Annotated in this window: 21 protein-coding genes, 1 other RNA gene and 1 pseudogene; 6 read left to right on the top strand and 17 right to left on the bottom strand. The window is 49.5% G+C overall.

Going from position 1 to position 24,938, the window contains the following annotated elements; genetic code table 11:
- Positions 1 to 1,552: ATP-binding protein (locus ACYQ3S_RS14565; RefSeq protein ID WP_459690051.1), on the top strand; the 1,552-nt coding region annotated here is incomplete at its 5' end.
- Between the two features lie 129 nt (positions 1,553 to 1,681).
- On the opposite strand, the pseudogene ACYQ3S_RS14560 reads toward ACYQ3S_RS14565, so the two are convergent.
- The 6 genes and pseudogenes from ACYQ3S_RS14560 to xerA all read right to left on the bottom strand — a co-directional run.
- A pseudogene (locus ACYQ3S_RS14560) lies at positions 1,682 to 2,330 on the bottom strand (transposase); the annotation flags it as partial.
- 3 nt (positions 2,331 to 2,333) lie between these two features.
- Complete coding sequence (locus ACYQ3S_RS14555) at positions 2,334 to 5,426, bottom strand: type I restriction endonuclease subunit R (protein ID WP_459690050.1); 3,093 nt, start codon at positions 5,424 to 5,426, stop codon at positions 2,334 to 2,336.
- Between the two features lie 29 nt (positions 5,427 to 5,455).
- Positions 5,456 to 6,490 (bottom strand): 5-methylcytosine-specific restriction endonuclease system specificity protein McrC, encoded by a 1,035-nt coding sequence (mcrC, locus tag ACYQ3S_RS14550; RefSeq protein ID WP_459690049.1) that lies wholly within the window; start codon positions 6,488 to 6,490, stop codon positions 5,456 to 5,458.
- Positions 6,487 to 8,604 (bottom strand): AAA family ATPase, encoded by a 2,118-nt coding sequence (locus ACYQ3S_RS14545; protein ID WP_459690048.1) that lies wholly within the window; start codon positions 8,602 to 8,604, stop codon positions 6,487 to 6,489. Before ACYQ3S_RS14545 ends, mcrC begins: the two co-directional genes overlap by 4 nt.
- Before the next feature lie 101 nt (positions 8,605 to 8,705).
- Positions 8,706 to 9,896, bottom strand: coding sequence for a restriction endonuclease subunit S (locus ACYQ3S_RS14540; RefSeq protein WP_459690046.1), 1,191 nt, complete (start codon positions 9,894 to 9,896; stop codon positions 8,706 to 8,708).
- A 13-nt stretch (positions 9,897 to 9,909) separates the two neighbouring features.
- The gene (gene xerA, locus ACYQ3S_RS14535) at positions 9,910 to 10,893 is read right to left on the bottom strand and encodes a site-specific tyrosine recombinase/integron integrase (protein WP_459690045.1); all 984 of its coding nucleotides are present in this window, start codon (positions 10,891 to 10,893) and stop codon (positions 9,910 to 9,912) included.
- Positions 10,894 to 10,931: 38 nt separating this feature from the next.
- Here xerA and ACYQ3S_RS14530 point away from each other — a divergent pair, with 38 nt between their 5' ends.
- A complete protein-coding gene (locus ACYQ3S_RS14530; RefSeq protein ID WP_459690043.1) occupies positions 10,932 to 11,654 on the top strand; it encodes a restriction endonuclease subunit S domain-containing protein in 723 nt (240 codons plus the stop codon).
- Here ACYQ3S_RS14530 and ACYQ3S_RS14525 read toward each other — a convergent pair.
- The 3 genes from ACYQ3S_RS14525 to ACYQ3S_RS14515 form a co-directional block, all read right to left on the bottom strand.
- Positions 11,651 to 12,205: a restriction endonuclease subunit S gene (locus ACYQ3S_RS14525; RefSeq protein WP_459690042.1), complete on the bottom strand. Its 555-nt coding sequence runs from the start codon at positions 12,203 to 12,205 to the stop codon at positions 11,651 to 11,653. The genes ACYQ3S_RS14530 and ACYQ3S_RS14525 overlap by 4 nt on opposite strands.
- Positions 12,195 to 13,697, bottom strand: coding sequence for a class I SAM-dependent DNA methyltransferase (locus ACYQ3S_RS14520; RefSeq protein ID WP_459690041.1), 1,503 nt, complete (start codon positions 13,695 to 13,697; stop codon positions 12,195 to 12,197). Before ACYQ3S_RS14520 ends, ACYQ3S_RS14525 begins: the two co-directional genes overlap by 11 nt.
- Before the next feature lie 151 nt (positions 13,698 to 13,848).
- Entirely contained in the window at positions 13,849 to 15,849 is a 2,001-nt protein-coding gene (locus ACYQ3S_RS14515) for a phospholipase D family protein (RefSeq protein ID WP_459690039.1), read from the bottom strand.
- Positions 15,850 to 16,981: 1,132 nt separating this feature from the next.
- On the opposite strand from ACYQ3S_RS14515, the gene ACYQ3S_RS14510 reads away from it, so the two are divergent.
- The 3 genes from ACYQ3S_RS14510 (at position 16,982) to ACYQ3S_RS14500 (ending at position 18,517) form a co-directional block, all read left to right on the top strand.
- Positions 16,982 to 17,272 carry a hypothetical protein gene (locus ACYQ3S_RS14510; RefSeq protein ID WP_459690037.1) on the top strand — a complete coding sequence of 97 codons (291 nt, stop codon included), beginning with the start codon at positions 16,982 to 16,984 and terminating at the stop codon, positions 17,270 to 17,272.
- Positions 17,273 to 17,415: 143 nt separating this feature from the next.
- A complete protein-coding gene (locus ACYQ3S_RS14505; RefSeq protein WP_459690036.1) occupies positions 17,416 to 18,321 on the top strand; it encodes a tyrosine-type recombinase/integrase in 906 nt (301 codons plus the stop codon).
- On the top strand, positions 18,314 to 18,517 hold the full coding sequence (locus ACYQ3S_RS14500) for a helix-turn-helix domain-containing protein (RefSeq protein WP_295949753.1): 204 nt from the start codon (positions 18,314 to 18,316) through the stop codon (positions 18,515 to 18,517). The genes ACYQ3S_RS14505 and ACYQ3S_RS14500 overlap by 8 nt, the downstream gene beginning before the upstream one ends.
- A gap of 43 nt (positions 18,518 to 18,560) precedes the next feature.
- Here the strand turns inward: ACYQ3S_RS14500 and ACYQ3S_RS14495 are convergent, their stop codons facing one another.
- The gene (locus ACYQ3S_RS14495; protein ID WP_262564246.1) at positions 18,561 to 18,815 is read right to left on the bottom strand and encodes a helix-turn-helix domain-containing protein; all 255 of its coding nucleotides are present in this window, start codon (positions 18,813 to 18,815) and stop codon (positions 18,561 to 18,563) included.
- A gap of 109 nt (positions 18,816 to 18,924) precedes the next feature.
- On the opposite strand from ACYQ3S_RS14495, the gene ACYQ3S_RS14490 reads away from it, so the two are divergent.
- Positions 18,925 to 19,350 (top strand): hypothetical protein, encoded by a 426-nt coding sequence (locus ACYQ3S_RS14490; RefSeq protein WP_459690034.1) that lies wholly within the window; start codon positions 18,925 to 18,927, stop codon positions 19,348 to 19,350.
- A gap of 77 nt (positions 19,351 to 19,427) precedes the next feature.
- Here the strand turns inward: ACYQ3S_RS14490 and ACYQ3S_RS14485 are convergent, their stop codons facing one another.
- From ACYQ3S_RS14485 to ACYQ3S_RS14455, 7 genes are all read right to left on the bottom strand, one after another.
- Positions 19,428 to 19,982 (bottom strand): SWIM zinc finger family protein, encoded by a 555-nt coding sequence (locus ACYQ3S_RS14485; RefSeq protein ID WP_459690033.1) that lies wholly within the window; start codon positions 19,980 to 19,982, stop codon positions 19,428 to 19,430.
- A 33-nt stretch (positions 19,983 to 20,015) separates the two neighbouring features.
- Complete coding sequence (locus ACYQ3S_RS14480) at positions 20,016 to 21,185, bottom strand: tyrosine-type recombinase/integrase (RefSeq protein ID WP_459690031.1); 1,170 nt, start codon at positions 21,183 to 21,185, stop codon at positions 20,016 to 20,018.
- A 263-nt stretch (positions 21,186 to 21,448) separates the two neighbouring features.
- Positions 21,449 to 21,803: a transfer-messenger RNA gene (ssrA, locus tag ACYQ3S_RS14475) on the bottom strand.
- A 27-nt stretch (positions 21,804 to 21,830) separates the two neighbouring features.
- Positions 21,831 to 22,298, bottom strand: a complete 468-nt coding sequence (gene smpB, locus ACYQ3S_RS14470; RefSeq protein WP_459690030.1) for an SsrA-binding protein SmpB — start codon at positions 22,296 to 22,298, stop codon at positions 21,831 to 21,833.
- A 132-nt stretch (positions 22,299 to 22,430) separates the two neighbouring features.
- Positions 22,431 to 22,604: a hypothetical protein gene (locus ACYQ3S_RS14465; protein WP_153802385.1), complete on the bottom strand. Its 174-nt coding sequence runs from the start codon at positions 22,602 to 22,604 to the stop codon at positions 22,431 to 22,433.
- Between the two features lie 29 nt (positions 22,605 to 22,633).
- Entirely contained in the window at positions 22,634 to 24,577 is a 1,944-nt protein-coding gene (locus ACYQ3S_RS14460) for a glucosaminidase domain-containing protein (RefSeq protein WP_459690029.1), read from the bottom strand.
- A gap of 33 nt (positions 24,578 to 24,610) precedes the next feature.
- On the bottom strand, positions 24,611 to 24,938 hold a 328-nt coding region (locus ACYQ3S_RS14455), incomplete at its 5' end, for a hypothetical protein (protein ID WP_459690028.1).

Below are 24,938 nucleotides of genomic sequence, written 5' to 3'. Positions count from 1 at the left end.
GGTATCAGTAGATCCAGACAGATTATTTGGGAGACACCTTGCCATACTTGGGAACACTGGTAGCGGCAAGTCATGTTCAGTCGCTGGAGTAATACGATGGTCAATAGAAGCGGCACAAGCAAGTGCAAATAAAAAAGCGAATTCTCGCTTTATAATTCTCGATCCAAATGGTGAATACACTTCTGCATTTCGTGATATGAATTGTGTTAGGGTATATGGTGTTGAGAAAAATGATGCATTAGGAATCAGGCAATTAACTGTTCCATTGTGGCTTTGGAATAGTGCTGAATGGGCAGCCTTTACACAAGCGAGCAGTAAAGCACAACGTCCCACGCTTGTACAAGCACTGCGGTCAGTTCGCGATGGTGGTATAGAGCCTCCAGTTTCTCAAAGTCATTCGATGCGATCATTTTTGCGAACTATTGTGTCTATATTATCTTTAGAAATTAATTCCGGGAGGCCATGGGCGCAATTTCCGCACCCCAAAAATTTCTATGATAAACTATTAAAATGGAATGACGAGTTTGGAGGCAGTGAAAGTTTTTCAACTGAAGAAAATGAAGCCCTTGCTGCGATTAAAGCGAAAATTGATGAATTAGTTGCTGCTCGTCCAGGGCGATATCCACACTATGATTTTCGAAAAAGTGAAGTAGAAAATCTTTTGCGCTTAGTAAAAAATGCCCACCAAGTTTTTGGCGGATCAGCCGACGATGTTCTTCCCATTGATGCAGATGTCCCCTTGTTTTTTACTGGAGAGAGCTTTCTAAGAAGCATTGAGGCTAACGCTGAAATGATGGGAACCACAGAATATGTTGAAACAATGCTCATGCGTGTTAAAACATTGCTCGCAGATACAAAGTTGAAAAGAATTATATCTCCAGAATCAGTAGAAACACTTGAGCAATGGTTAGATGAATATATATGTCCCAGTAATTCTATAGATGGCTCAATTACAGTGATTGACCTTTCTCTCGTTCCCGCAGAACTTATACACATAATTACATCTGTTGTTGCCCGCATGACATTGGAAGCACTGCAACGATACCGAAAAATTAATAATGGGACAACTCTTCCAACAACTATTGTTATGGAGGAAGCTCATACGTTCATTAAAAAATATAGTGATGACATTGAAAACGAGAATGCATCTGCAATGTGTACTAAAGTTTTTGAGAAAATAGCCCGTGAGGGACGAAAGTTCGGTTTGGGATTAATTCTGTCATCTCAACGGCCCAGTGAACTTTCACCAACTGTTCTGTCTCAATGCAATAGCTTTCTATTACATCGAATCAGTAATGACCGTGATCAAGAACTTGTTAACAGACTGGTTCCTGATAATTTACGCGGTCTTCTCAGAGAACTCCCTTCTCTTCCATCTCAGAACGCTATCCTCCTTGGATGGGCAGCTGAACTACCCGTTATGGTGAGAATGAATTATCTCAAGGAAAACCATAGGCCTAAATCAGATGATCCTGATTACTGGGATGTATGGATAGGAGACCGTAAAGCTGATTGGAAACCGATTGCAGAAGATTGGCAAGAGAAAAACTGAATACTTTTATCCCCAAATTTAGAAGTTCCAGTGACCGCTGGATGACTCTGGGATTTGAAAGTTACTTGTGAAAAAGGTATCTCTTTACCAACACATGAAAAAGCCCTCTGGAGCGAAAACTCCAGAGGGTTTCAGCAGGCTGTCATCGGTGGGAAAGACAAATTTGGCCTTGGCCACCTTGCGCAGCTGGCGGTTGAAGCCCTCGATGGCGTTGGTGGTGTAAATCAGCCGCCGCACCTCCTGAGGGTACTTGAAATAGGCGCTCAGGTTTGACCAGTTGTCACGCCAGGACTGGGAGATTTTCGGATATTTCCGGTCCCAGTGCTCTCCGAAGGTATCCAGTGCATCCAGTGCCGCCTGCTCATCTACGGCAGCATAAACTGCTTTCAGATCAGCCATGAGCGCCTTCAAGTCCTTGTAACACATATTTACTGGAATTGCGCAGCTGGTGGATGATGCAGTTCTGAATTTCGGTTTGAGGGGCCCCGATAATACAGTTCTGAATTTCGGTTTGAGGAAAGGTGGCATGGATGGCCGCATCAAATCCGGCCAAATTATCCGTGCAAGCGATGAAAATATCCTCTACGCCACGGTTCCGCAGGCCGTTGAGCACGGTCGCCCAGAACTTGGCGCTCTCATTTTCACCTACCCACATGCCCAATACATCCTTCCGGCCATCCAGATCGATGCCTATGGCAATATAGACTGCTTTCTTCACGATCTGTCCCTCGCTGCGGACATGGTAGTGGATGGCATCCAGAAACACCACCGCATAGATGCGCTAATTCTTTTGCGCTGTTTCATCCACCCACATCTCACACTGGCTTATAACGGTCTGCACCGCATCCTCCATGCCTTCTGGCGGATACTTATGCCTTTTGAGCAGCCGCCTGACTAACCTCCGCATACCGGCTCTGGCACTTTCTTTTTTCTGCCAATCAATTGTTCGATTGTTACGAAGAAGATCGGTCAACTCTTTTGTGATGGCGATTAACTCGTCATGCTCATAAAGATCCTTGATGGCCCGAGGCTTTGTCAGTGCGTCGTAGAAGGCAAGTTCTTCGGCAGTCAGGCCCAGCTTTTCACCCTCTGCGTTTGCATCGGCGATCTCCCTTGCCAATTTCAAAAGTTCCTGAATAACCTCCTCATTGGTCAGCATCCCATTCAGATAGCGGTTCATGGTGGACTGGATGATTTCCGAAAACTTCTGCGACTTCACAAGATTGCTCTTACGGTAAACCGATACCTGCTCAGAGATTAGTTTTTTCAATAGCTCCACTGCGAGGTTCTTCTCTTTCATGTTGGCGACTTCTTCCAGAAATTTTGGATCAAATAGTGAAAATTCCGTGCCGACATTGGAAAAGAGATTGATGACACCCTCGCTCTTGATACTGTGTTTCAGCAATTCATTAATCCGCTCGTTGACCTCCGGCAAGGTGAACTTCTTCCCGGTGCCATCGGTGGTCAAACGGACGAGCATCGTCCGTACCGTCTCAAAATAGGCCGCTTCAAAACGAGTCTGCGCGTCCACCATGCTGCTGCACAGGGAGAGGGCCTGCTTGAGCAGAAGTGCCTCTTTGATGTAGACGGTCTGTGTCTTTTCGGCATCGGGCAGATCACGCTCGGCCACCGACTTCCCCAGCAGGAAATTGACGCCGCCGCTGATCATCCGCGCTTTCTCCAAGTCGTTTCCGGCGAGGAAGCTGGTGTAGTCAAAGCCGTGGAACAGGTCGCGGCAGACCTCCAGCTTTTCCTGGAACTTGGGGTAGGCAGCCTTCCCCACGTCAGGATCGCCGTAGTTTTTCTTGTCGCGGACGGTATAGTCGTTCATGGCCTTCTTTAAGGCCGAGGCAATCCCCACATAATCGACCACCAGCCCTCCTTCCTTGTCCCGGAAGACGCGGTTCACCCGTGCGATGGCCTGCATCAAATTGTGCCCGGACATGGGCTTATACACATACATGGTGGCGAGGGACGGCACATCAAAGCCGGTCAGCCACATATCCACCACGATGGCAATTTTCAGGGGGGAATCGTTGTCCTTGAATTTCCGGGCCAGGTCGTCCTTATGGGCCTTGTTGCCGATGATCTGACGCCATTCCTCCGGGTCGTTGTTACCTTGGGTCATGACCACTGCGACCTTTTCCGTCCAGGCGGGGCGCAGTTCCAGAATCCGCCGGTAGATTTTCATGGCGATAGGGCGGGAGTACGCCACAATCATCGCCTTTCCTGTCAGCAGACCCGCCCGGTAATTCCCATAGTGGTTCAGAATATCGCAGACCAGAGAGTCGATAGTTTCATCTGCGCCCAGGACGGCCTCCATCTGGCCCAGTTCCTTTTTGCTTTTCTCTATGACATAGGGGTCCGCGTTCTCTGCCATTAGGTCGTATTCCTGATCGATCAGCCGCAGGGTATTCTCATCCAGCTTCAGATGGATGACGCGACTCTCGTAGTAGACCGGCCGAGTGGCCCCGTCCTCCACCGCCTGGGTCATATCGTAAATGTCGATGTAATCGCCAAACACTTCCCGGGTGCTGCGGTCTTTGGAGGAGATGGGAGTGCCGGTAAACCCGATGTATGTCGCGTTGGGCAGGCTGTCCCGGATGATGCGGGCGGTACCGATGGAGGTATGGACCTCCAATTCTCCCTTGTCGTTCTGTCTGGTGACCACCTTTTCTGTCAGGCCGTACTGTCCCCGGTGAGCCTCGTCCGCCATGACCACGATGTTGCGCCGCTGGGACAGGGGCTCGCCGGTCTCCTCGAACTTCTGCATGGTGGTAAAGATGATGCCGTTGGCCTGGCGGCCTGCCAGCAGTTCTTGCAGATTCTGCCGGCTCTCAGCCTGCTGGGGCGTCTGGCGCAGGAAGTCTTTGCACCGGGAGAACTGCCCGTAAAGCTGATTGTCCAAGTCGTTGCGGTCGGTGATGACCACAATCGTGGGGCTCTCCAGCGCCTCCTGCAGGTAGTGGGCATAAAAGACCATGGACAGGGACTTGCCGCTGCCTTGGGTGTGCCAGAACACGCCGCCCTTGCCGTCAGTCTCGATGGCGTGTCTGGTGGATTCGATGGCCTTCTTCACCGCGAAATACTGGTGGTATGCCGCCAGCACCTTGAAGGTGTTCTGCCCGTCTACATTGAAGCAGATGAAGTTTTTCAGAATGTCTAGGAACCGCTCCTTTTCAAACATCCCGTCAAAGAAGGTGTCAAACTGGGCGTACTGGGTGTTCTCGTAGCTGCCGTCCTTGGTCTTCCACTCCATGAAGCGATCCTCGCCGGAGGTGATGGTGCCCGCCTTGGAGGTGGTCAGGTCGCTCATGACGCAGACCTGATTGTAAATGAACAGGGACGGGATTTCATACATATAGTTGCGCAGCTGCCGGTAAGCGGCCGAGGCGTCAGTCTCCTCCCGAGAGGGGGACTTCAGCTCCACCACCACCAGTGGCAGACCGTTGACAAACAGGATCACATCCGGGCGTTTCTCCGAGTTCTCTACAATAGTCCACTGGTTGACAACGGTAAAATCGTTGTTGGCGGGACTGCGGAAGTCGATGAGATAGACCAGGGCGGAGCGTTCCTCACCGTTCACAAAATATTTGACGGGTACGCCGGACTGCATGTAGTCCGTGAAGGTCATGTTCTTCTGGAGCAGAGTGCCGGTCTCGAAGGTTTTGAGCTTGTAGACGGCCTCATTCAGCGCCTCGATGGGCAGCCTTGGATTGATGCGCTGTAAGGCGGGAAGAAGCACATCGACATAAAGCGGTGAATGATAATCTCGTTCTACATCCGGTCCGTAGACATAAGTGTAGCCCAGCCCTTCATTGAGTAATTGAAGAACAGCGTTCTCATAATTTGATTCTGTATAATATCCTACCATATTCGATGCTCCTATTCGGTTTGTCGGGGCTATACCTTTACCCTTTCTGCAATCGCATCAAGTTGCTCTGCGATCACGGCAAACTCGCAGTTTAGATCAAGCGTCTTAACACTAATTTGGTTTCCACTCATTTGATAGTCACCGCTAGGCTGAATGGCGTCGTCTGTTTTGGCGTAAAGCAGCATACCGGAAACCTCTTCGCTGGGCGCAGTGTTCCAATTCTTCACATAAGTGAATAGCTGATAGAGATTGCCTGAGTGCAGAGTCTGCGACGTGTAGGGAATCTTCATCTGCATATTATGAGTATAGAACTTCGCGTCGATGATCAGTGTTTTGCCGGATTTCTGGCTTGAGAGAACAATGTCGGACTGCATTATAGGCAGTCGCGTTCTGTACCCGTCTGTTACCTGCCAAGCAATTTGAGGGGAATGCACCTTAATATCTCTGTGCTCACGCTGATAATACCCCAGAATAAATTTTTCGTACAGCTTTGCCATCGTCATATCATCTGCGTAGTCCATGATTTGCGTAGACCCATCGGCAGTTGTTTGAAGTAAGCCTTTTATCACGAATCGGCAGACTTCTATAATCATTCGATAGGTCTGATTATTGCGGTCATATTGTATATTCCACTTGATGTTATGCGTGTCCAAAGTGCTAACGCCATCAAAAAAGATAAGGAGCTTGCGGAGTTCTTTCTTCCGTGCCTTTGAGATCTTTGCTCTAAGTAGCAACTCCATAGTAGTTCTGATAATGCGGTTTGTATAGGCATTGACGGAAAACTCATCATAGGTGCAAACCAATTGCTTTTTGCGTATGGTTTGGGATTTGATAGACTCGCGGATTTCTATTTTACCTCTCGGTGAGGTCAATGAATCTACGCTGGTTATGTACTGCCTACATAGGCCGCGTTTTATCTGAACGGAGACTCCCTTGCATAAAATCGCAGCTAAAAGCTCTGCTGTATTTGTAAAATCTTCTGCTTCAATACTCCTATAGCCCTGTTCATGCAGGACTTGAAACGTATAGGCAAGCATATAGTAGACATTGCGAATAGGAATCATTTGACCACCTCTCGAAGAGTGCGGCTCCAATCTTTGACCTTTGCGGTCTCGTCAAACCAATATTCCTTGAGCAAGGGAATAAGCTCAAATTCAACAACAGATCTCATCCAATCGTCTGTGACGGTGGCGTTCGTACAGAAATAGCTATGTCCGATACAGAAGCCTTCTCCAAGTGAATCATCATTGGCTATGACCTCGTTAAGCTGCTCAACGGTAGCAATCAACCGGTCGAATTTCGGGTTATTTATATTCATTCTATACGCTCTGAAACCGGAAGAGCTAAATGCTGGTGTCATTTCAAAGAATGCAAAGCGACGGCGAAGCGCATAGTCAAGCATGGCAAGGCTCCGGTCTGCGGTATTCATCATGCCGATGATGTAAACATTGCTCGGTATGGAGAATTGCTCGTCCGCATAGAGAAGCTGCAATTCGACTCCGCGCTTATCACTTTCAATAAGCATAAACAGCTCGCCGAATATTTTGCTCAGATTTCCTCTGTTGATTTCGTCGATAATAAAGAAGTAAGGACGGTCATCCTCCTCTGCTTTCCGGCAGAAGTCATAGAACACACCTTTCTTCAACTCAAAGCCATTTTCTGTGGGACGGAAACCCATGATAAAGTCTTCATAGCTGTAACTCTGATGAAATTGCACCATTTTCACACGATTGTTGTCCTTTTCACCCATGATGGAATAGGCGAGGCGCTTTGCAGAAAAGGTCTTACCGACGCCAGGAGCGCCTTGCAGGATCACATTCTTCTTTGTCAGCAAGAGGGACTTGAGGATCTTGTAGCGTCTCTCATCCATAAAAACATCATGCAGGAAATCATCTGCGGTATAAGGATCGTAAACCTGATCGCTGCCTTCCTCGTCCTGGATCACGGCATCAACTTTGTCACTATCGATGAGGTTTTGGGTTTTCTTAACAAAATCGGTATATGGGGTGACATCGGTCAGTGTCTTCATGGTCAGCTGTTCAGGATGTTCCCATAACCCTCTATCCGTCCAACGGACAGTTCGAATATTGCAGTAATGTTCACGGGAGGGATCATATACATATTCGCCGTCCACAATGCCTCGTCCCAGAATTTGTTTCCTGCCTTTCTTGACGAAAACAATGTCTCCCGGTTTTATCACATTTGCGAATTGCCATGTAGCATGAACTTGATTCTTATACGAGCTGCCTTCACCGTGAAGCTCCTTCATTTTGGAGCGCATATCCTCTTTGGAGCTGTACTGCATGAGGTCGCCCAAGTCATCCCAGCCGATAGCCATAATGCCCTCGGAATAATCCTTTTCCCAGTTGACAGAACTGTCTCCAGCGGCATAAAGCCAATAGCGGACAGCCGTATCATCGACGGTGAGAGCAGAGTCGGTGGACTCTTTCGGGATAATACCCTCGAACATATTCTCTCCAAAGTCCATAATAAGTCCGGTGTCCTTGCATACCTTTGCACATCCCCGGCGAATGCTGTTTGATTTGTTCCCAGTTTGCTCGTAGTAGTATTTGACATTTTCGTATGTGGCTTTCAGCGCGTTGATCATACGCTCTTTGCCATAGTCCTGTCCCATATGGACGATAAAATATATTGTTGTTTCCGTATTGCCACGGCGGGTGTATTTTATGCCTCCCATCATGGAGGCAAACAGCATGACCATGAGTTTGTGAGATGTTTCCCCAAAGTAAGGGACTTCCTTGCATAGAGCTTTAACGGCATTATCAGATGATATAGTTCCATCATATGCCAGCTTTGCGTACTTATAGACGGTAGCTTCACAGTCATACTCTGAGCCTACATATTGTTTCACACCGCCTTTGGAGTCCAAAAATTCCTTGAGCATCTTCAAGTCGTTATAATACATGGCGGCTCGTTCTTCTGCGCGATCCGACATAACATCATGGGTTATGTATTCGAGAATCTCTTTCTGCGCTTCGTTCATGCTTATTTCGTTCTCAAAACACTTCCAGAAGGAGAGGACAATGGTATTCTGATAGAGATAGAAAGCATCGGAGACATGGGTGCTCAGAGTGCTGTCAGCCCATTCGGGATGTTTCCCATGCAGATACTCCTTGTATTCTTTTCTGGCACGGCTAATCGTATTTTGTAAGTCCATTGCACATACCTCCGGTTTTTCAGTCTAATTCTGCCTCATATGGGATGAGAAACGGGTGCACAGTGAGAGATAAGAAAAAAGATAAACGATAATTTAGCGGCTTAAAGTCGGATAGCGGAGACATCAATTCTGCCCGACATCAACTTTGGAAGGAGCGCATCTCGAATGGATGCAAGCCTGTTGTTTTCTTCCTGATTCGAGACAATGGCAGCTGCCATCGGCGCAATGAGAGCATTAAAGCGATCCATAGTCTCCTTATCAGGCAAGAGAAGTTCGATAGCCTTTACGCGATCTCTGGGCAACTCTGTCTGACCAGTGCTTCCTGTATGAAGCGACTCGATTTCTTTTTCATGCTGGGTTCCCCACAACCCAATATAGAAGATCATATTTTCTGCTGCGGGCCGGACAATCGTAACATGAGAATCAACAGTAAGATTATGCGGCTGAAACCAGACCTGCGCTGCTCTCCCTAAAGTGCCGTCGCCAGTCGAGTTGATTAGCAAGTCTCCAAATCGAAGCCACTTATTATTGATAACTTTCGGCCTATGGTTTCGCGCAAAAGAAAGATCAATCATATGATTGCGAATGCACTTCTGATTGATTACAATTTGGTCGGTATCATCAGCGTATTTTGGAGTTATGCCGCGACTTACCAGTGACGTAATGTCTTCTAAAGTGACATTCTTCCATTCGTCCGGTACAGTGCCTCCGAATGGAATACAATCGACAAACCATGATCTAAAAATTGCAGCGGCTTGCTGCTGTAAATTATCGTTTATCTCATTATTGAGCGCGATCTTCTGGTCGAGGACGCAAAAAACGGAGCTGATTTTCTTTTGATCTTCCAACGACGGGACTTTCATAATGAGATCGTTGAGTACACTCTGTTGGACACGCTGTCTCCCCGACGATCCTACCATTGATTTAATCGCAATATTGCGAAATGAAGGGCTTGTGGCGAGGTAGTAGATAAACTGAGGATCGCTTATGCCTTCTTTTGCCCTCATAACGATAAACTCGGTCGAGCCAAACGCAACCTCATCTTCTCTAAGAATATCAACAAAAGCAGTTTTGCCATTTTCAAGGCAAGGTGTTATTCTTGCCATGATTGTGTCTCCATTGCGGAACTTAGAGCCGCCAGAAAATACCGCTTTTTCAGTCTCCGGTATTCTCTTGGTGAAAGGTTGAAGCTTGTCCATTGCAACCTTAGTGGCGATTGTTCCTTTCTTTATACTCATGCGCGGATTAAATTCGATAAAGTCCGCTGCTCGCATTTCCATCCACTGTTCCACTTGGTTCACCATCCTATCCGATGTATTTTCTATGTGCCAGCTTCACATTTTGTTGCTTCACCATCGCATAGTGCATGGTGGTGTCAATCTTTTGATGCCCTAAAAGCTGCTGGACTTGCTCGATGGGCATTCCCTTATCTATGGCTGAGGTCGCCAGCGTTCGCCGGAATTTATGTGGGTGTACCCTTGGCAAGCTCAGGCGTTTCCCCAGTTCTCGAAGCCGTGTTTCCACACCGCCGATCATCAGCCTGTCGTGAGGGGATTTCAACGAGACAAACAGTGCCGGGTTCGCATCTGTGCGCTCGTTGAGATAGTTTTGCAAATGTATTTTTGTCCTTGCATCGAAGTAGACAAGACGCTCTTTATTGCCCTTGCCGATCACAACACATTCTCGTTCGTTGAAGTCGATGTCCTCTCGGTTCAGCATAATCATCTCTCCAACACGCATTCCAGAGGAAGCAAGTAGGTCAATGATTGCCAAGTCTCTTGTGGTCATGCAGCTATCCCGTATCAACTCTAACGCCTCATCTGTGTAGGTGTCTTTGACCACCTTTGCCGTCTTTACCTTGTGAATCCGGCGTACCGGACTTTTCAAGATAAAGTCCTCATCTTCGAGCCATGAGAAGAAGCTGGACAATATGCGCCGGATGTTATCAATCGTTACCTTGCTGGACTTTCGTTGCATCTGATAGTTGGTCAGATACTGGCGGAGGTCTTCCGTTGTGACCTGATTTGCTGACTTACCGATAGAGGAAAGCATAGAATCAATCGTCTTACGGTAATATTTCAGGGTCTTTTCAGAGCATCCCTCTATTCGCTTTGCCGTGATAAACGCTTCAATATTATCGGAGCGGTTTAGGTCTGGCTCAGGAGGAACCAATTTAACGGTTACTCCTTCAAAAACTTCTGTTAAGGCATTCCCAAGCTGTAAGAGCTGTTTGTTGTTGAGATAAGGGAGCATTCTCCGCTGTATTTCATTGATCAGTTGTTCATTCATCGTCGTATCTCCTTTGCATTTTAAGAGAACGACGAACAGTGGCAGTTCCTTTTGTAATACTCCCGCCACTGTTGAGAGTGATTAGGGCGGTAAACGATAATTTACAGCAGCAAGCCGAGCTACTATATCACGAACGGTTTGAAACAGCCGATCGTGGCAATTTGCCCGTTGGTTGGCGTATTGTACGGCTCGGCGATGTGGCTACTATCTCAAAAAGAAGCTTCAATCCGGCTAAAAAACCGGAAATGCTACTTGAGCATTACAGTATCCCTGCTTTTGATGAAGCACATTTTCCTGCGTTTGAGCTATCGACAGCGATTAAGAGCAACAAGTTTATTGTGGATGATACTTGCTTTATGATTTCCAAGCTGAATCCAACAACAAAGCGCGTCTGGAAGCCTTATTGCTTGACAGAAAATGCCGTCTGTTCAACCGAGTTCATAGTTTATAAGGCAAAAAGCCAAGAAATCACCGATTTCTTATATTCGGTCATAGATAGCTCTTCGTTTTCGGATTTTATGTGTAGCCATGTCACAGGATCGACAGGTAGTAGGCAAAGGACAACTCCATCAGATACCCTCGCTTTTGAATTGTTTTTACCCACTGTCGAAGAAATAGCAGGGTATCAAGGTATTGTCACTCCTATGTTCGAGCAGATAAAATACAACGCCATTGAAAACGATAAGCTCAAACGGCTAAGAGATAGTCTTTTGCCAAAGTTGATGAGCGGTGAGATCGATGTCTCAGCTATCCAGCTCTAAGCCGCTAAATTATCGTTTATCTTTGTATTGCTTTTCCTTTTTTCTTCAAGTGCATCTAAAACTTTTACAACGCGATCTTGTATTGTTTTGTCGGGAAGACTAATAGGCATCGAGGCTAAGGTTTGAGCATTTATATTTCCTCGTGTACTTCCGGTATTGAAGGCTGCGATCCAATCCCTGTATTCTTTTGAAAGACAGTAGTATTTGATATATCTCGGATTTACTTTTTCAGGATCAAGAGAGAACTTAATCAAAAATCCTGCAAAAACAAACTCACCATCTGTTCCATCATAAAAGTAATTCCGTCCAGTGCTTGCCCCGGTTCTCGCAAAGACAATATCATTGGGCTTTAGAAGATAGTCGGTGGCCTTTTCATCAGACACAGACTTCAAATCTGACATATTTAATGTTCCATCATCATTGATGTCCGTGATTCTCAAGTAAGTATATAGTTCAGTCGAATAAGGAACTGCTGATGCTCCAATACCATAATAACCTCGTCCACCAATAGACAATTCTCCGAGAGTAGAGTTAGTCCAATTAGATGTCATATCCAATCGCCCCCAGTCTCTTCTTAATTTCGGACTCAAGCTCATGGGATTTTGCAAACAGTTCGGAAAGCTCTGAGGTCAACCGGCTCATCTTTTCCTCGAACGGTTCGCCGTCATCTTCCTGTTCTTCAATACCCACATACCGTCCCGGCGTGAGGATATAGTCCTGCTTGGCGATGTCCTGGGGGGTGGCCACCGCGCAGAAGCCCTTGACATCCTCCAGAGTGCCGTCCACAAAGGCGTTGTAGGTGGAAGCGATCTTCTGGATGTCCTCGTCAGTCAGCTCCCGCAGCTTGCGGGTCACCATAGTCCCCATTTTGCGGGCGTCGATAAAGAGCGTCTTGCCCTTCTGCTTCTTGTTTCTGGCCAGGAACCAGAGGGAGACCGGGATCTGCGTGGTGTAAAACAGCTGGGACGGCATGGCGACGATGCAGTCCACCAGATCGTCCTCGATGATGTTTTTGCGAATCTCGCCCTCACCGCCGGACTGAGAGGACAGGGAGCCGTTGGCCAGTACCATGCCGATGCGGCCGTTGGGGGCCAGATGCCAGATCATGTGCTGAAGCCACGCGAAGTTGGCGTTGCCGGCGGGCGGCGTGCCGTACTTCCAGCGCACATCGTCCAGCAGCTTTTCCTGCCCCCAGCCGGAGAGGTTAAAGGGAGGATTGGCCATGATATAGTCGGCCTTGAGTTGGGGGTGGCAGTCGTTGAAGAAAGTATCGGCGTTAAACTTGCCCAAGTCAGCCTCGATCCCCCGGATGGCCAGATTCATCTGAGCCATCTTCCAGGTGGTGGGGTTAGAATCCTGCCCAAACACGGAAATCTTGTTGATGTTGCCGCCATGGTTTTCGATGAACTTTGCAGACTGGACGAACATCCCGCCAGAGCCACAGCAGGGGTCATAGACGCGGCCATTGAAGGGCTGCAAAACCTCTACCAATGTGCGGACCACGCATGAGGGGGTGTAAAATTCGCCGGCATTTTTCCCTTCCTGCTCCGCGAATTTGGCAAGGCAGTATTCATAGGTGCGTCCCAGAATATCCTTGCTCTCGCCGTGCTCGATCATTTGGATATTGGTGAATAGGTCTACTACCTCGCCCAACCGGCGTTTATCCAGTTCTGGCCGGGCAAAGTTCTTGGGTAAAATATCTTTCAGCCTTTTATTCTCTTTCTCAATACTGCGCATGGCGTCGTCGATTACAGTGCCGATCTCTGGCGTATGGGCAGCAGCGGCAATCGCTTTCCACCGGGCGTTCTCCGGCACGAAGAAGATGTTCTCTGCGGTGTATTCGTCCTTGTCCTCCTCAAAGCCCTCGCCCTCGTCTTTTAGTTCCCTGTACTTGGCCTCGAAGCGGTCGGAGATATACTTCAAAAAAATCAGGCCCAAAACCACAGATTTATATTCTGAGGCGTCCATATTGCCCCGCAGGACGCAGGCGGCATCCCAGATTTGCTTTTCAAATCCGATGTTGCTGGAATTTGTTCCAGTCATGTATAGATCCTCCATTGTATAAAATGAAAATATACAGTGCAATTAGTTTTGCAAAGGTTACAGAAAATAAATTTAATATCAATATGTGTTAATAACATACTTTTTCAGCAGTGTACTATTACGGATAGGCCTGTAAATTATACTACTAAAGTTATCTTTTTCGGAACCGGTCCAACCAAGACTTCTTGAAAGGAATACCAAAGAACTCTCGTGCCATATCTAAATCCATGATAATCCAGTCTCTAGACTTATGGGCATCCAGTGTCTCGGGCAATTCCTTTAAAATTCGATCGGCCTCGTATGTGGCCCCAGCGTTGTAGCGTAACTCGTTGGTTCGTTCCGACAAATCAAAGGAGGCCTGGCTGGTTTTCCATGCGTTGCGGATCGTTTTAATGGCATAACTACCAGTAACTTTTTCACTGAAATAGTCATCAAGTGTCAGCGGGCGGATATAGGGAGGCAGTTCTATTTCGGTAAATTCGTCGAAAATCTCTAATAAAACCCGGGATGAGTTCGCTAAAATATCTGGCGCACTCTCTGAAGACTCATCTTTCATTTCTTCTTGCAAATCAGGAACGATTTCCATCATTCTTCTTAAGTATTCTCGATAGAATGCTGTCCCGATTTCTCGTTGCACCGTGCGAACCACACTGCTTCGCATTACTTCCGTATTGGTGAGACCGGCTTGGACACGGCAGATTACCGTGCGGCGAATAACTTCCTGCGCCACCGCTTTGACGTCCTCATTGGCGCTGATAACCACGGCTGGATAATGGACTAATTGTTCCGCTACTCCAAAGTCGTCATTTTTGATGGTTTCAATAGCATGCTGGCTAAATCGTGCATTGGTCAAATCATCGACAATGATGGGGGCACCTTTTACAGTACGTTTCAAATTTTCGATGCTGGATCGGGTAAAATACGGCGCAGCTAATTTGGTCTTTTGCCCGATCATCATTTTCAGCAAGGTTTCCAGAAAACTAGTTTTCCCTGCTTTGCTTTGTCCATAAACCAAGCCAAACACAGGGTACGGAAGTAGGTTCTGATTGTATCGCACCGCTGTGTCTCGCATTCCTGCCATAAAAGGGGTACAGAAAAACCAGTTGGCAAATTCATAGTACCGGCGCTGCATTCCGGACACATCGCCGTGAAACTTTTTGTACCCGTCCATATATTTAAGGAATAGATCGATATCTTTGGCGATTTCTGCCCTCTCGGGTGACAGATTTAGGGCTTTACCATTGAGCCGAGCTATCTTTTCGTCGGGAAATATCTCTAATTGTGGATATTCGCTCTGTAGTTCTTTCTCCTTTTCCTTATTGGAAACCACTTGCCGGCGAATTGATTTTATTTTTTCCGGAGAGAGCATCAACTTGCCCTTCTTATCCGGCTTGGGAACGGAGGGCGCAAACTTAGTCGATAAATTCTTAATATCCAGAGAAAAGCGAACCTCATCCTGTGCATCCGCTACAGGCTGCAATACAAGCGCTTTTCTTGTGCGCACTGTTCTGGCAATCGGCAACTCGTCTAAATTATCTCCATCATCGGCATACAATAGAGTTTCCTTGGCAATCTGATCCGTGCTTTCATCTCGTAACCCACAGTAACAATCCCAATACCATGCATAGGCCTCGTCTCCATCCAAGTAGCAGATGTTCTCTCTCTGTTGCCCGCTAAATGCAGAGAATGACATATTAGCTGATCCCATGATAACACGTTTGCGACCGTCACGCGCTGAAAGTAGATAAATTTTTTCATGAGATAGGATGCTGCGGGCGACATAGAAACGCAATGTTCCCTCCTTGACGCGAGACACTAAGTCCAGCTTCATTTTGCTCGCAGTTTCACGCAGCCTCTCAATCGTCTTGCATTGATAGGCCATGATCTCTTGAAGTGAGTAGGAAATAACCTCGTCACAGCCAAAAATAATCTCTGCATCTTTAAATAGATCAAGTAACCGGTAGACAAACCCAATTCCTGAGGAATATGTGATGGCATGAAGAGAATCAAAACCAGAAAACAAATGTTGCCAAGACAAGTTTTCCGCCCCACAGAAATTCATTTTTACAACATTTAGAGTGCCAGCCTGCGTAATTTCCAATTGTGTCGGCGCTTGATCTTCTGTTTTATCAAATAGAGACAGGTTTTCCATGTAACACCTCTCTTTCGCCTTATGGCTTTTCACACATAAAAACAAAGAAAATGCTCTACCACTTGGCAGAGCACTGAACATATGAGTCATACTGCCGAGGCTTACAACAACTTCTGACAGTGTTGTATATAATTTTAGCAGATATAATGGGAGAAAGCAAGGATGCAGTAAGTAATTCCCTATTTCGCAAGACTTCACTTTTTGGCGAATAACAGTAAGATTCCTTGCCCTCTGGGACAGTGCGACGGTGCGACTACTGATGGGAGAGATTATGGCCAGGGAAGAAAAAACTGTTTGTGCCTTCGGTATGGAGGGGAATTGACGGAGACTCTCTGACGGGGTCAACACTTCTTGCCAAACCAATATGTTTGATCGGATCGGGGGTATGTTCGGTTCGTTGGTTTTTCCAGGACTCAAGGAGTATATATTTACTTCACTCAAAAAGATGAAAACTTCTCACCTTTACAACGCAGCCGGAGCACACTATAATACAATTGAACCATGTCAGAGTAATTTTGTCAGAGTAAACCGCCCAGGGGGTAGTATGCGCTCTGGGTTGTACAAATATTTGAAACCAGATCAATCATAAAGTAAGGACATACGACTGCGAAATAAAGTGGTTGTGTGCCCTTTTCTGTTTTTAGAGCTGCAAATAGCGCAGCAGTAAACAGTAATACGACCTATATCATGTCTATAGCAATATGGCTGCAATCAGGTCTTGCACAAACTGCAAGTGTACAACCTCGCCCTACTATGCTACAATACACTTGTATTATGTCAGAGTAATTTTGTCAGAGTAAAACCGCCCAGGGGGTAGTATGCCTGCCCGGGTTGTACAAATGAAAGAAAAACGATATTGATCAAACGAAGGACAAATCACTGCGTAAAAGCAGAGATATGTCCTTTTTTGTTTGATCGGAAAGGAACGATGATGATGAAAACGCAGTTCGTTTTTCAACGCCGATCGGCTTCCGCACCGCAAGTGTCTCCTGCACGCGCCAGAGCAGGAGACACCAGGAAGCAGAAAACATCCCGCACTCACCTCGCTATACGGATTGGGAGCGGACAACAGAAAACGGTTCTGGCCGTCTTGTCTGGGTACAGACCGCACGGAACCCAGGAGGAAACAAAGATGAAGTATTCTTTTCGGGCGTTCCGCACAGCCGGTGCGGACGTCAAGAGGGGCTGGCGCATCCTCGGCCGTGTATGGCAGCACGGTTTTACCCATGCATCTGCCGGCTGGTCTGCCAACAGCCGGTACACGGCGCACGCACGAAGTGCAGCCGGTACTTTGCCGGTTTTGCGCCTGCCGCGCACCTTGGGTGCAGCCGCATATGCGGTGCCTGCGGCAATGATTGCTAAACCAATTTACAACAGAGACAGATACCAGAGCCTGCCGGATTCGCTGCTCCTGCGTGAATAAAACCCTGCTGTTCGGCTGAAAAACACAGTACAACGGATGCGTAGGGTAGGGATTCTCCCCGCCATGCGGGGAAACCGGGCGGAAACGGCCTGCGTTTGCAGACGGGTGAGCTGCGTCTGTCTCCCAGATGAAAGGAGAATACCATGTCCACATATCACATCTATCAAAACCTGCTCGCGCAGGTGGAGCGCGTGTTCCGGCACAGCCGGCAGGGCAGCATTCAGACGCGCCGCCGGTACAAAGAGGCGGTCTGCCGCTTCTGCTATTTTCTTGCAGAAGTCTACCGTTTGGAACGACTGGCCAATATCGCGCCCAAGCATATTTTCGCCTATGCAGAATTCCTGAAAGAGGGCGGCAAAGCAGCATCGACCATCAAGACCGATCTGGCGGCGATCCGCTTTTTCCATGACCAGATGCCGCAGGTCAAATACCACACGCTGCCGGACAACAGCATGCTTGATCTGGAACGCCGCAGTTTCGGAAAGGTCGACCGTACCTGGAGCGAGCGGGAGTTCAACCGCATGATCGGCAAAGCATGGGGCGAGGGCCGCGAGGACTATGCGGCGGCACTGTGTCTCGCGCGGTACTGCGGCCTGCGCATCCATGAAGTGTTCCGGCTGGACACGGCGGCAGCCGAACGCGCGCTGAAAGCTGGTGCGTTGACCGTAAAAGGCAAGGGCGGCAAGGTACGCACCGTGCCGCTTACAGAAACGCCGCGCATTGAACTCACGAAAATGCTGGCGCAGACACAGCGCGGGCACAAGCTGTTTGTGCCGGACGATATGCCGACCGACCGCGCGATCAACAACTTCCAGTGCTTCATCTACCGTTACCGCAACGAGGTGCAGGACGCGGACTCGCACCGGCCGATGACCTGTCACGGCCTGCGGCATACATACGCGGTCGAGCAGTATCTTGCTTGCCGGAAGCAGGGGATGGACGAACATGCGGCTTGCCGCCATGTGTCCAGGCTGCTCGGACATGAACGCGAGGATGTGACGCGTATCTATCTGGCGTCGCTTCGGAAGGGAGGCGAGGGTAATGGCTGAAAAGCGTTATACCAGCTTTGACGAACTGCCGCTGACGCTGACCGTCCCCGAGGTGGCGGAGGTGCTCGACATTGGCCGCAACACCGCATACGAGATCGTGCGGTCGGGCGACCTGCCCAGCCGCCGCATCGGCAAGCGCGGCCAGATCCGCGTGCTCAAATACGATCTGGAGCGGTATATGAAAGGCGAGATGTAAACAAATAAGGCGTGTGCCCAAGCGGCACACGCCTTTCTGCTCATTATGGCTCTAAATTTTCCTCGTTGAACAAATTTGAATTAAAGAACTCACTGATCGTGATATTTAAGCCTTGACACAATTCATGGATGATACGCAACTTCATTGAGTCATATTGGCAATGCACGAGATTGCCGATCGTGGATTTTGGAACACCGCTTTTCATGGACAGCTGATACTGCGTCATGTTGCGTTCGAGCAAAAGCTCCTGAAGCCGCTCGCTGACCGCTTCGTTCAACTTCATGCGCTCACCGTCCATTCTCCTATACTACGGATATTATAGGAGAAATGTCGGTGAATTTAGTCCATGTAGCTGTACTATTTGCGCATTTCATGTTATCATGGATTGGTACAGGGAGGTGGACTAATTGCCAAGTTGCACCTTTTTCGGCCATCGGGACTGCCCGGACAGTATTCGTCCCAAACTGCGCAGCGTGCTGATAAATCTGATTGAAAATCAGCAAGCAGACACTTTCTATGTCGGTCGGCAAGGTTCTTTTGACGCACTTGTTTACGCCACGCTGCGCGAATTGGCAGCGGAATATCCCCATATTCGCTATGCCGCAGTGCTGGAACGCCTTTCCGGGAAAAACACAGATGATTTTACTGAGACGTTGTTTCCCGGAGCGATGGAAAATGTCCCGCCCCGCTTTGCCATCGACCGCAGAAACAACTGGATGCTTCAGCAGGCGGATTTTGTTGTGGTGTATGTCACGCATACTTGGGGCGGCGCCGCAAAGTTCGCCGGGAAAGCAGAAAAACAAGGAAAAATTGTCATTAACCTTGCGGATTGAAAACGCTATCCCAACACGAAGCGAAAAAACCAGCCTCCCAAAAATAACTTCGGGAGGCTGTTTGCAGTGCAGCGATGCTATCTGCGATAGCCGCTGTGCTCTTTATCGTGGCCATATCTTCCATATTTGCGATAATCCTCGAATATGCCGTCTACATCTATATTGCAGTGCCGGGCGAGAAAGTATATGTGCTTACAGGGTGCTCCGCCGTGCTGATTTTTACCAAAATCAGGACAAGTACAAGAGCGGAGCGAGGTTTTGTAACGTCCGGATGTGCCTATGATTTCATAGGTCTGATCGGGAGACAGTTTAAGACGGATATCTTCGGATTTGGAGCGAAGATAGCGCATATACTGCCCATCATCCCGATGAACACAGCTTGGCCACGGCGCAAATGTATCGGGATAATACATTATAATACGCGGAACGGTATTGGTTGAGGCAGCGGGCATTGGTTCGTCGGTACTTACGTCTGGCGACGGTTCCTCATCTTCCTGCGGTGATAAGTCGGTAAATGGTTCAGAGTGGTTTCGTTGTTGATAAATATAAATGTGACAGATAACAAGTACCAGCAGACAAACGAACGGTGGTACGATGACATATATCGCACGTAAGATTTGCATCAGGTGCATGGGAATTCCTCCTTCTGATGGGATCGGTTGTTGTTATTCCGCCCTTTGCTGCTTCCTCTCCCGGCTCCCTTTCCGCAGGCTCTGTGCGACGGCCTCGATCGTCTGCTCGTGCGTGGTATCCAGTAGGTGGGTGTAGATCATGGACGTGGTCGCGACCGTGCTGTGCCCGAGCGACTTGCTGATGTTGTAGATCGTCGCGCCCGAGTGGTTGGCGAGTGTCGCGAAAGTGTGCCGCAGTCCGTGCAGGGTGAGCTTGGGCAGGCGGTTTTTGCGGATAAATTTGCTGAATACTTCGGTTAAATAGTTCGGCAGATAGGGCTCGCCCTCCGGCCAGGTCAGCACATAGCCGGTGTCATGATAGTCCGCGCCGTAAAACAGCCGGTTCTCGCGTTGCTGCTTACGTTCGGCGCGCAGCACGCGGACAACCTCGTCCGGCATATGCAGCAAACGGGTCGAGGAACGGTTTTTGGTGTCCTTTTCAATCACCTGTGACCCAGCCATCGTGCGGGCGCGGTGGATGCACAGCGTTTTGCCTTGGAAATCGACATCCTTCCAGCGAAGGCCGCACATTTCCTCGCGGCGCAGGCCGAGATAGCCCGCCAGATAGACGACCGGCTCCAAGCGGGTGCCCTTGACGGCATCCAGCAGCCGGAGCAGGGATTCGACGTCATAAAAATGCGGCTCAGGGCGCTTGAATTTGGGCGGCTCTACGCGGTCGGTCGGGTTGCGGGCAAGCACGTCCTGCATGACCGCGATCCGCAGCGCATTGCGCAGCAGGTCGTGGTGCTTGCGCGCGGTGTTGGGGGACAGGCCGCAGTCGTTGCACAGGTAGGCATAATACTGCTGGATGCGCTGCGGGGACAGCGATTGCAGCGGAATATCCCCAAGCTGTGGAATGATGTGGTTCACGATCATCTGGCTGTACCCGTGGACTGTGGTTGCGGCGCGGTTGGGGCGCACGACAGCGTCCATCCAGTAGTTCAGCCACTGGGCGACTGTGGTATCGTTCGGCTGGGTGAGCGCGCCGAAGTCGCGCTGCACCTCGTGCAGCCGCAGCGCCCTGCGGGCATCGGACAGGCGGGCAAAGGTGCGGGTCTTTTTGATCTGGCGTCCGCGCGCGTCGCGCCCGAAATCCAGATTGACATAGTATTTCTTTTTCTCGTCGTCAAACGAGATGTTGCGCTCCACGCGCGTGCGGGACATTTGTGTTCACCGTCCTTCCTCTGATAAAGTGGGCGGCGCAGCAGTGCACGAGCTGCGCCGGAAGAACGGATACCGGTATCTGTTGCGGGCGTCTCCGGTTTGCGGATTTTTGCTTTTGGAGTACCCTGCTTATAGTGTATCATAAGTGCAAAACCGTAATCTACCAGAATATCTACCGAAATTTTCAAACCGCATTTTGCGTTGCAAAAACCGGATAAAAATAAAAGATACCACCTGTTATCAGGTGGTATCAGTTGGAAAGTTGGTGGAGCCGAGGGGAGTTGAACCCCTGTCCGAAAGCGCATTCACCGTGACTTCTCCGGGCGCAGTTTGTCTTTTGGGATTCCCGCTGCGATACGCCGGCAAACAGGCTTACCGTTTTGGTAGAGTCATGTTACATGACGGGGGCAACTCTTACCCCGTACACGTTCACCACTGATCGACGCCGGACCTCAAAGCCGTGGTCCTCTTTGAGCCGACGGGCTAAGCCTTAATTAGGCAGCCTGAAGAGTATAATCGTTGTTGTTTAATTTATAAACAGTTGGAGCTTTTTACGCAGATCCCCGCTGCGGCCCGCTATCCCGGCTTCAACACCCCCGTCGAACCCGTTACGGCCCCGTGTGGATGCATCCCGCAGATGCGTTTTCAACGATTGCGCTCTTTCATCGCGCGGTCGATTTCGCGCTTTGCGTCGCGCGCGGCAATGCTGTCGCGTTTGTCGTGCAGCTTTTTGCCGCGGCACAGGCCAAGCTCGATCTTCACCCGCGAACTTTTGAAATACACGGACAAAGGGATCAGGGAATAACCGTCCTGCTTGGTTTTGCCGAACAGGTTGGCGATTTCCTTTTTGTGCATCAGCAGTCTGCGCACACGCAGAGGATCCTTGTTGAAAATATTCCCTTTTTCATACGGGGAAATATGCATGCCCCGCACAAAAAGCTCGCCGTCTTTGAAAGTGCAGTACGAATCCTTGAGATTGATCTGCCCCTGGCGAATGGATTTGACCTCGGTGCCAAACAGCTCGATGCCTGCTTCGAATTTGTCCTCGACAAAGTAATCGTGCCATGCTTTTTTATTGGCAGTAACCTGCTTTGTCCCTTTTTTATCCGGCATTGCACGACCTCCTTTTTCCGTGGTACAGTTTATCATAGCATGCGCTTGGCGATTTGTAAAGGCACAAGTGTGTTACAGCCTTCGACGAAAACGGAAAACGGGAGTGTTAAAAACACTCCCGTCCCTTGCTGTTCAGTCATCCCCGCGCAAAAGCTTTTCCGCGTAGCCGTGCAGCTCGTCGGGGGAATGGACGTTGTCGCCGCGCTTGACAATCATTTCGCGCACATAATCCGGAAGGTCGTCAAAGTATGCGTGGGCGGCGTGGTTGATCGCCAGCATTTCGGTCAGATTGTGATATCGTTCCATGCACATTCACCTCGCCGGAAGTATACCCGTTAATAGGTCAGGATATTCTCCAGGATGTTCAATATTTTTACGCCATAGTCCGCGCCTGCGGCCCAGCCGTAACCCTTAGGATTTTCCTGTATCCCCAGATACTGCACGGTCGGCGCGGCGCCGCGGGAAACGAGGGAAAAACGGGGGTCAATGCAGGCGTTCCTGAGCGGTTCCTGATTCGCATAAGCTTTCAAATGCTGTATCTGAGCGCGGATGCCGAGCTGCGGGGTGTCGAACGACGCGCCCTTCATCCCGTTATCGATCACGCCGAGGCCGCAGAAATTATTCTGGTCGATTGTCACGGCGCTGTCGCGGAAAGTGAAATTGCCGGTCTCAAGGCAGGACTGCGCAAACGCGATATCCCCGCGGATCCCTTCGGCCTGTCCTTCGGATATGTAGTAAGGAATCATATCGATCACAGACTGTGGGACGTTGGGATTGGCTTTTTTGATATATGCCTGCATCTGCGCGGCGGTTGCCTGCGGGGTTCCGGTCAGGCTGGTGTAAGAGAAGTACTTGTCCACGGTGGCGGTCTTTACATTATAGTAGGAGGAACCGGGCCGCATGACCTGCGTCAGCATGAGGGTGGAGCCGGGGTGCGTATCGATCAAACGGTAATCGTCAAGGGAGCGGAGCGTGTTCCCCTTGGTAAAATCGAACACCGCCCATTGACCATTGACATAGACCACGTTCCACGCAGCCGACCAGCTCCGCGCGAGAAACGCGGGGATGCCGGCTTCAGCGAACATCCAATCCGCAGCGGCCGCGAGCGAGGTGGCGCTGACCGGTTTTTTCCTGCCGTAAGCGGTCGTCCAGGAGGCGCTCCCACCGGTCTGGTACTCGCGCTGCAAAAGGCGATAGATATAGGAGACGCGCTCGCTGTCCGTCTTTAAGGCGGACAGCTCAGCCATTTGGGAGGAGAAATAGGCTTCCGCTTTTTTTCGGTCGTCAGCGGACGCGCCGCCGGTCAGGGTATAGGTATCCGACAGCGACAGGCGGGAGCGGGCGTTTTTGGAATAACCGTTGGAAACTGAAACGTCTGCCAGAGAACTGGGCCTGGAGCCGAGATAGGCGGCTGACATGGCCTGAAAGTCGGCCTGCAAAGCGGTCTTGTCCGGATTATCGAACAGGTCCGGATCGGCGAGCGAGGCCAGCGCCGCGTGATAGGCTGGGGTGCCGGACGCTGTGGTGTTGGTCAGCGCCGCGGTGAGCGCGTCCGCCCAATACAGGTTGCTGCGGAAAAGCGCGCTGCCGGAAGCATACAGCGGTGCGTCCTTAACGGCGCGCAGGGTGCTGACAAGCGCGCGCCAGTCGGCGCTGCCATCTTCTGTGATGACCGGCGCATAACGGGCCGCGGTCAAGTGATAAGAAGCGCTGGGAAGCACGCGCAGATTGTTGGCAAGGTCGTTCATTGCCGCGTTCCAGGAGGTCTCGGCCGCGTAAGGATACGCGGCATAGGCGGTTATCCGCTTGTTGTCGTAATTGTAGGAGACGCCGAAATCGGCCAGCTGGCCCAAGGCGCGCAGGCCGATAAAATTATTTCCTTTGATATTATAGACCTGCGGGGTGATGCGTTCCCCTGCGAGATAAAGTGTCTGGCGGGTGGGGACGGCGGCCGCGGAGCTGGTGGCAGTATTTTGCACGGTGCTGCTTTCTCCTGCTTCGGGGATGTAGGAGCCGTCCGGATCGATATGGACCGCGTTGGATGATGGATCATAGGCAACGCCGAAATCAAGGAGACGCCCCAGGTCGCGGAGCTTAAAATAAGTATTGCCATCTATATTATAGATCGTGGGGGTCGCTGTGCGGCCGACAGTATCCGATAAGGTTGTGCTGACATAAAAAGTTTGGCCGCCGGAAGCCGCAGGCAAAGCGGTGGCCGCAGAAGCCGTGCAGGTCAATGCGGCGACGCTGAGCGCGGTAAAAATCAGGCGCTTTAACATAAGTTCCTCCTTTGGATGAATAAAGACATATTTTTAGGGTATTATACCATGGAAAGTGTCGATATTCAAATGTAGCATATGGCACGAATGGAAAAAGACACGAAGAAAATCGAAAGGAAAGGGGAAAAAAGGTATTGACAAAGGAGCGGGGGAAATAGTATAGTAAACGAGCCGCGCGAGAGCGGTGCGGAAAAAGCTGAAAAAAGAAGAAAAAAGTTCTTGACAAACAGCTTGGGGTTTGATATACTGAATAAGCTGCTTCGGAAGGGGCGGCGGCCGGAAAAGTTCGGAAAAGAGAAAGAACGGCTCGAAAATCTGAAAAAAAGATTGAAAAAAGTTCTTGACAAAGCGAACTGCTTCT

It is taken from the genome of Agathobaculum sp. TL06 (genome assembly GCF_054658635.1).
The sequence above is the reverse complement of the archived record's forward strand: the minus strand, read 5'-3'. Positions and strand labels throughout refer to the sequence as shown.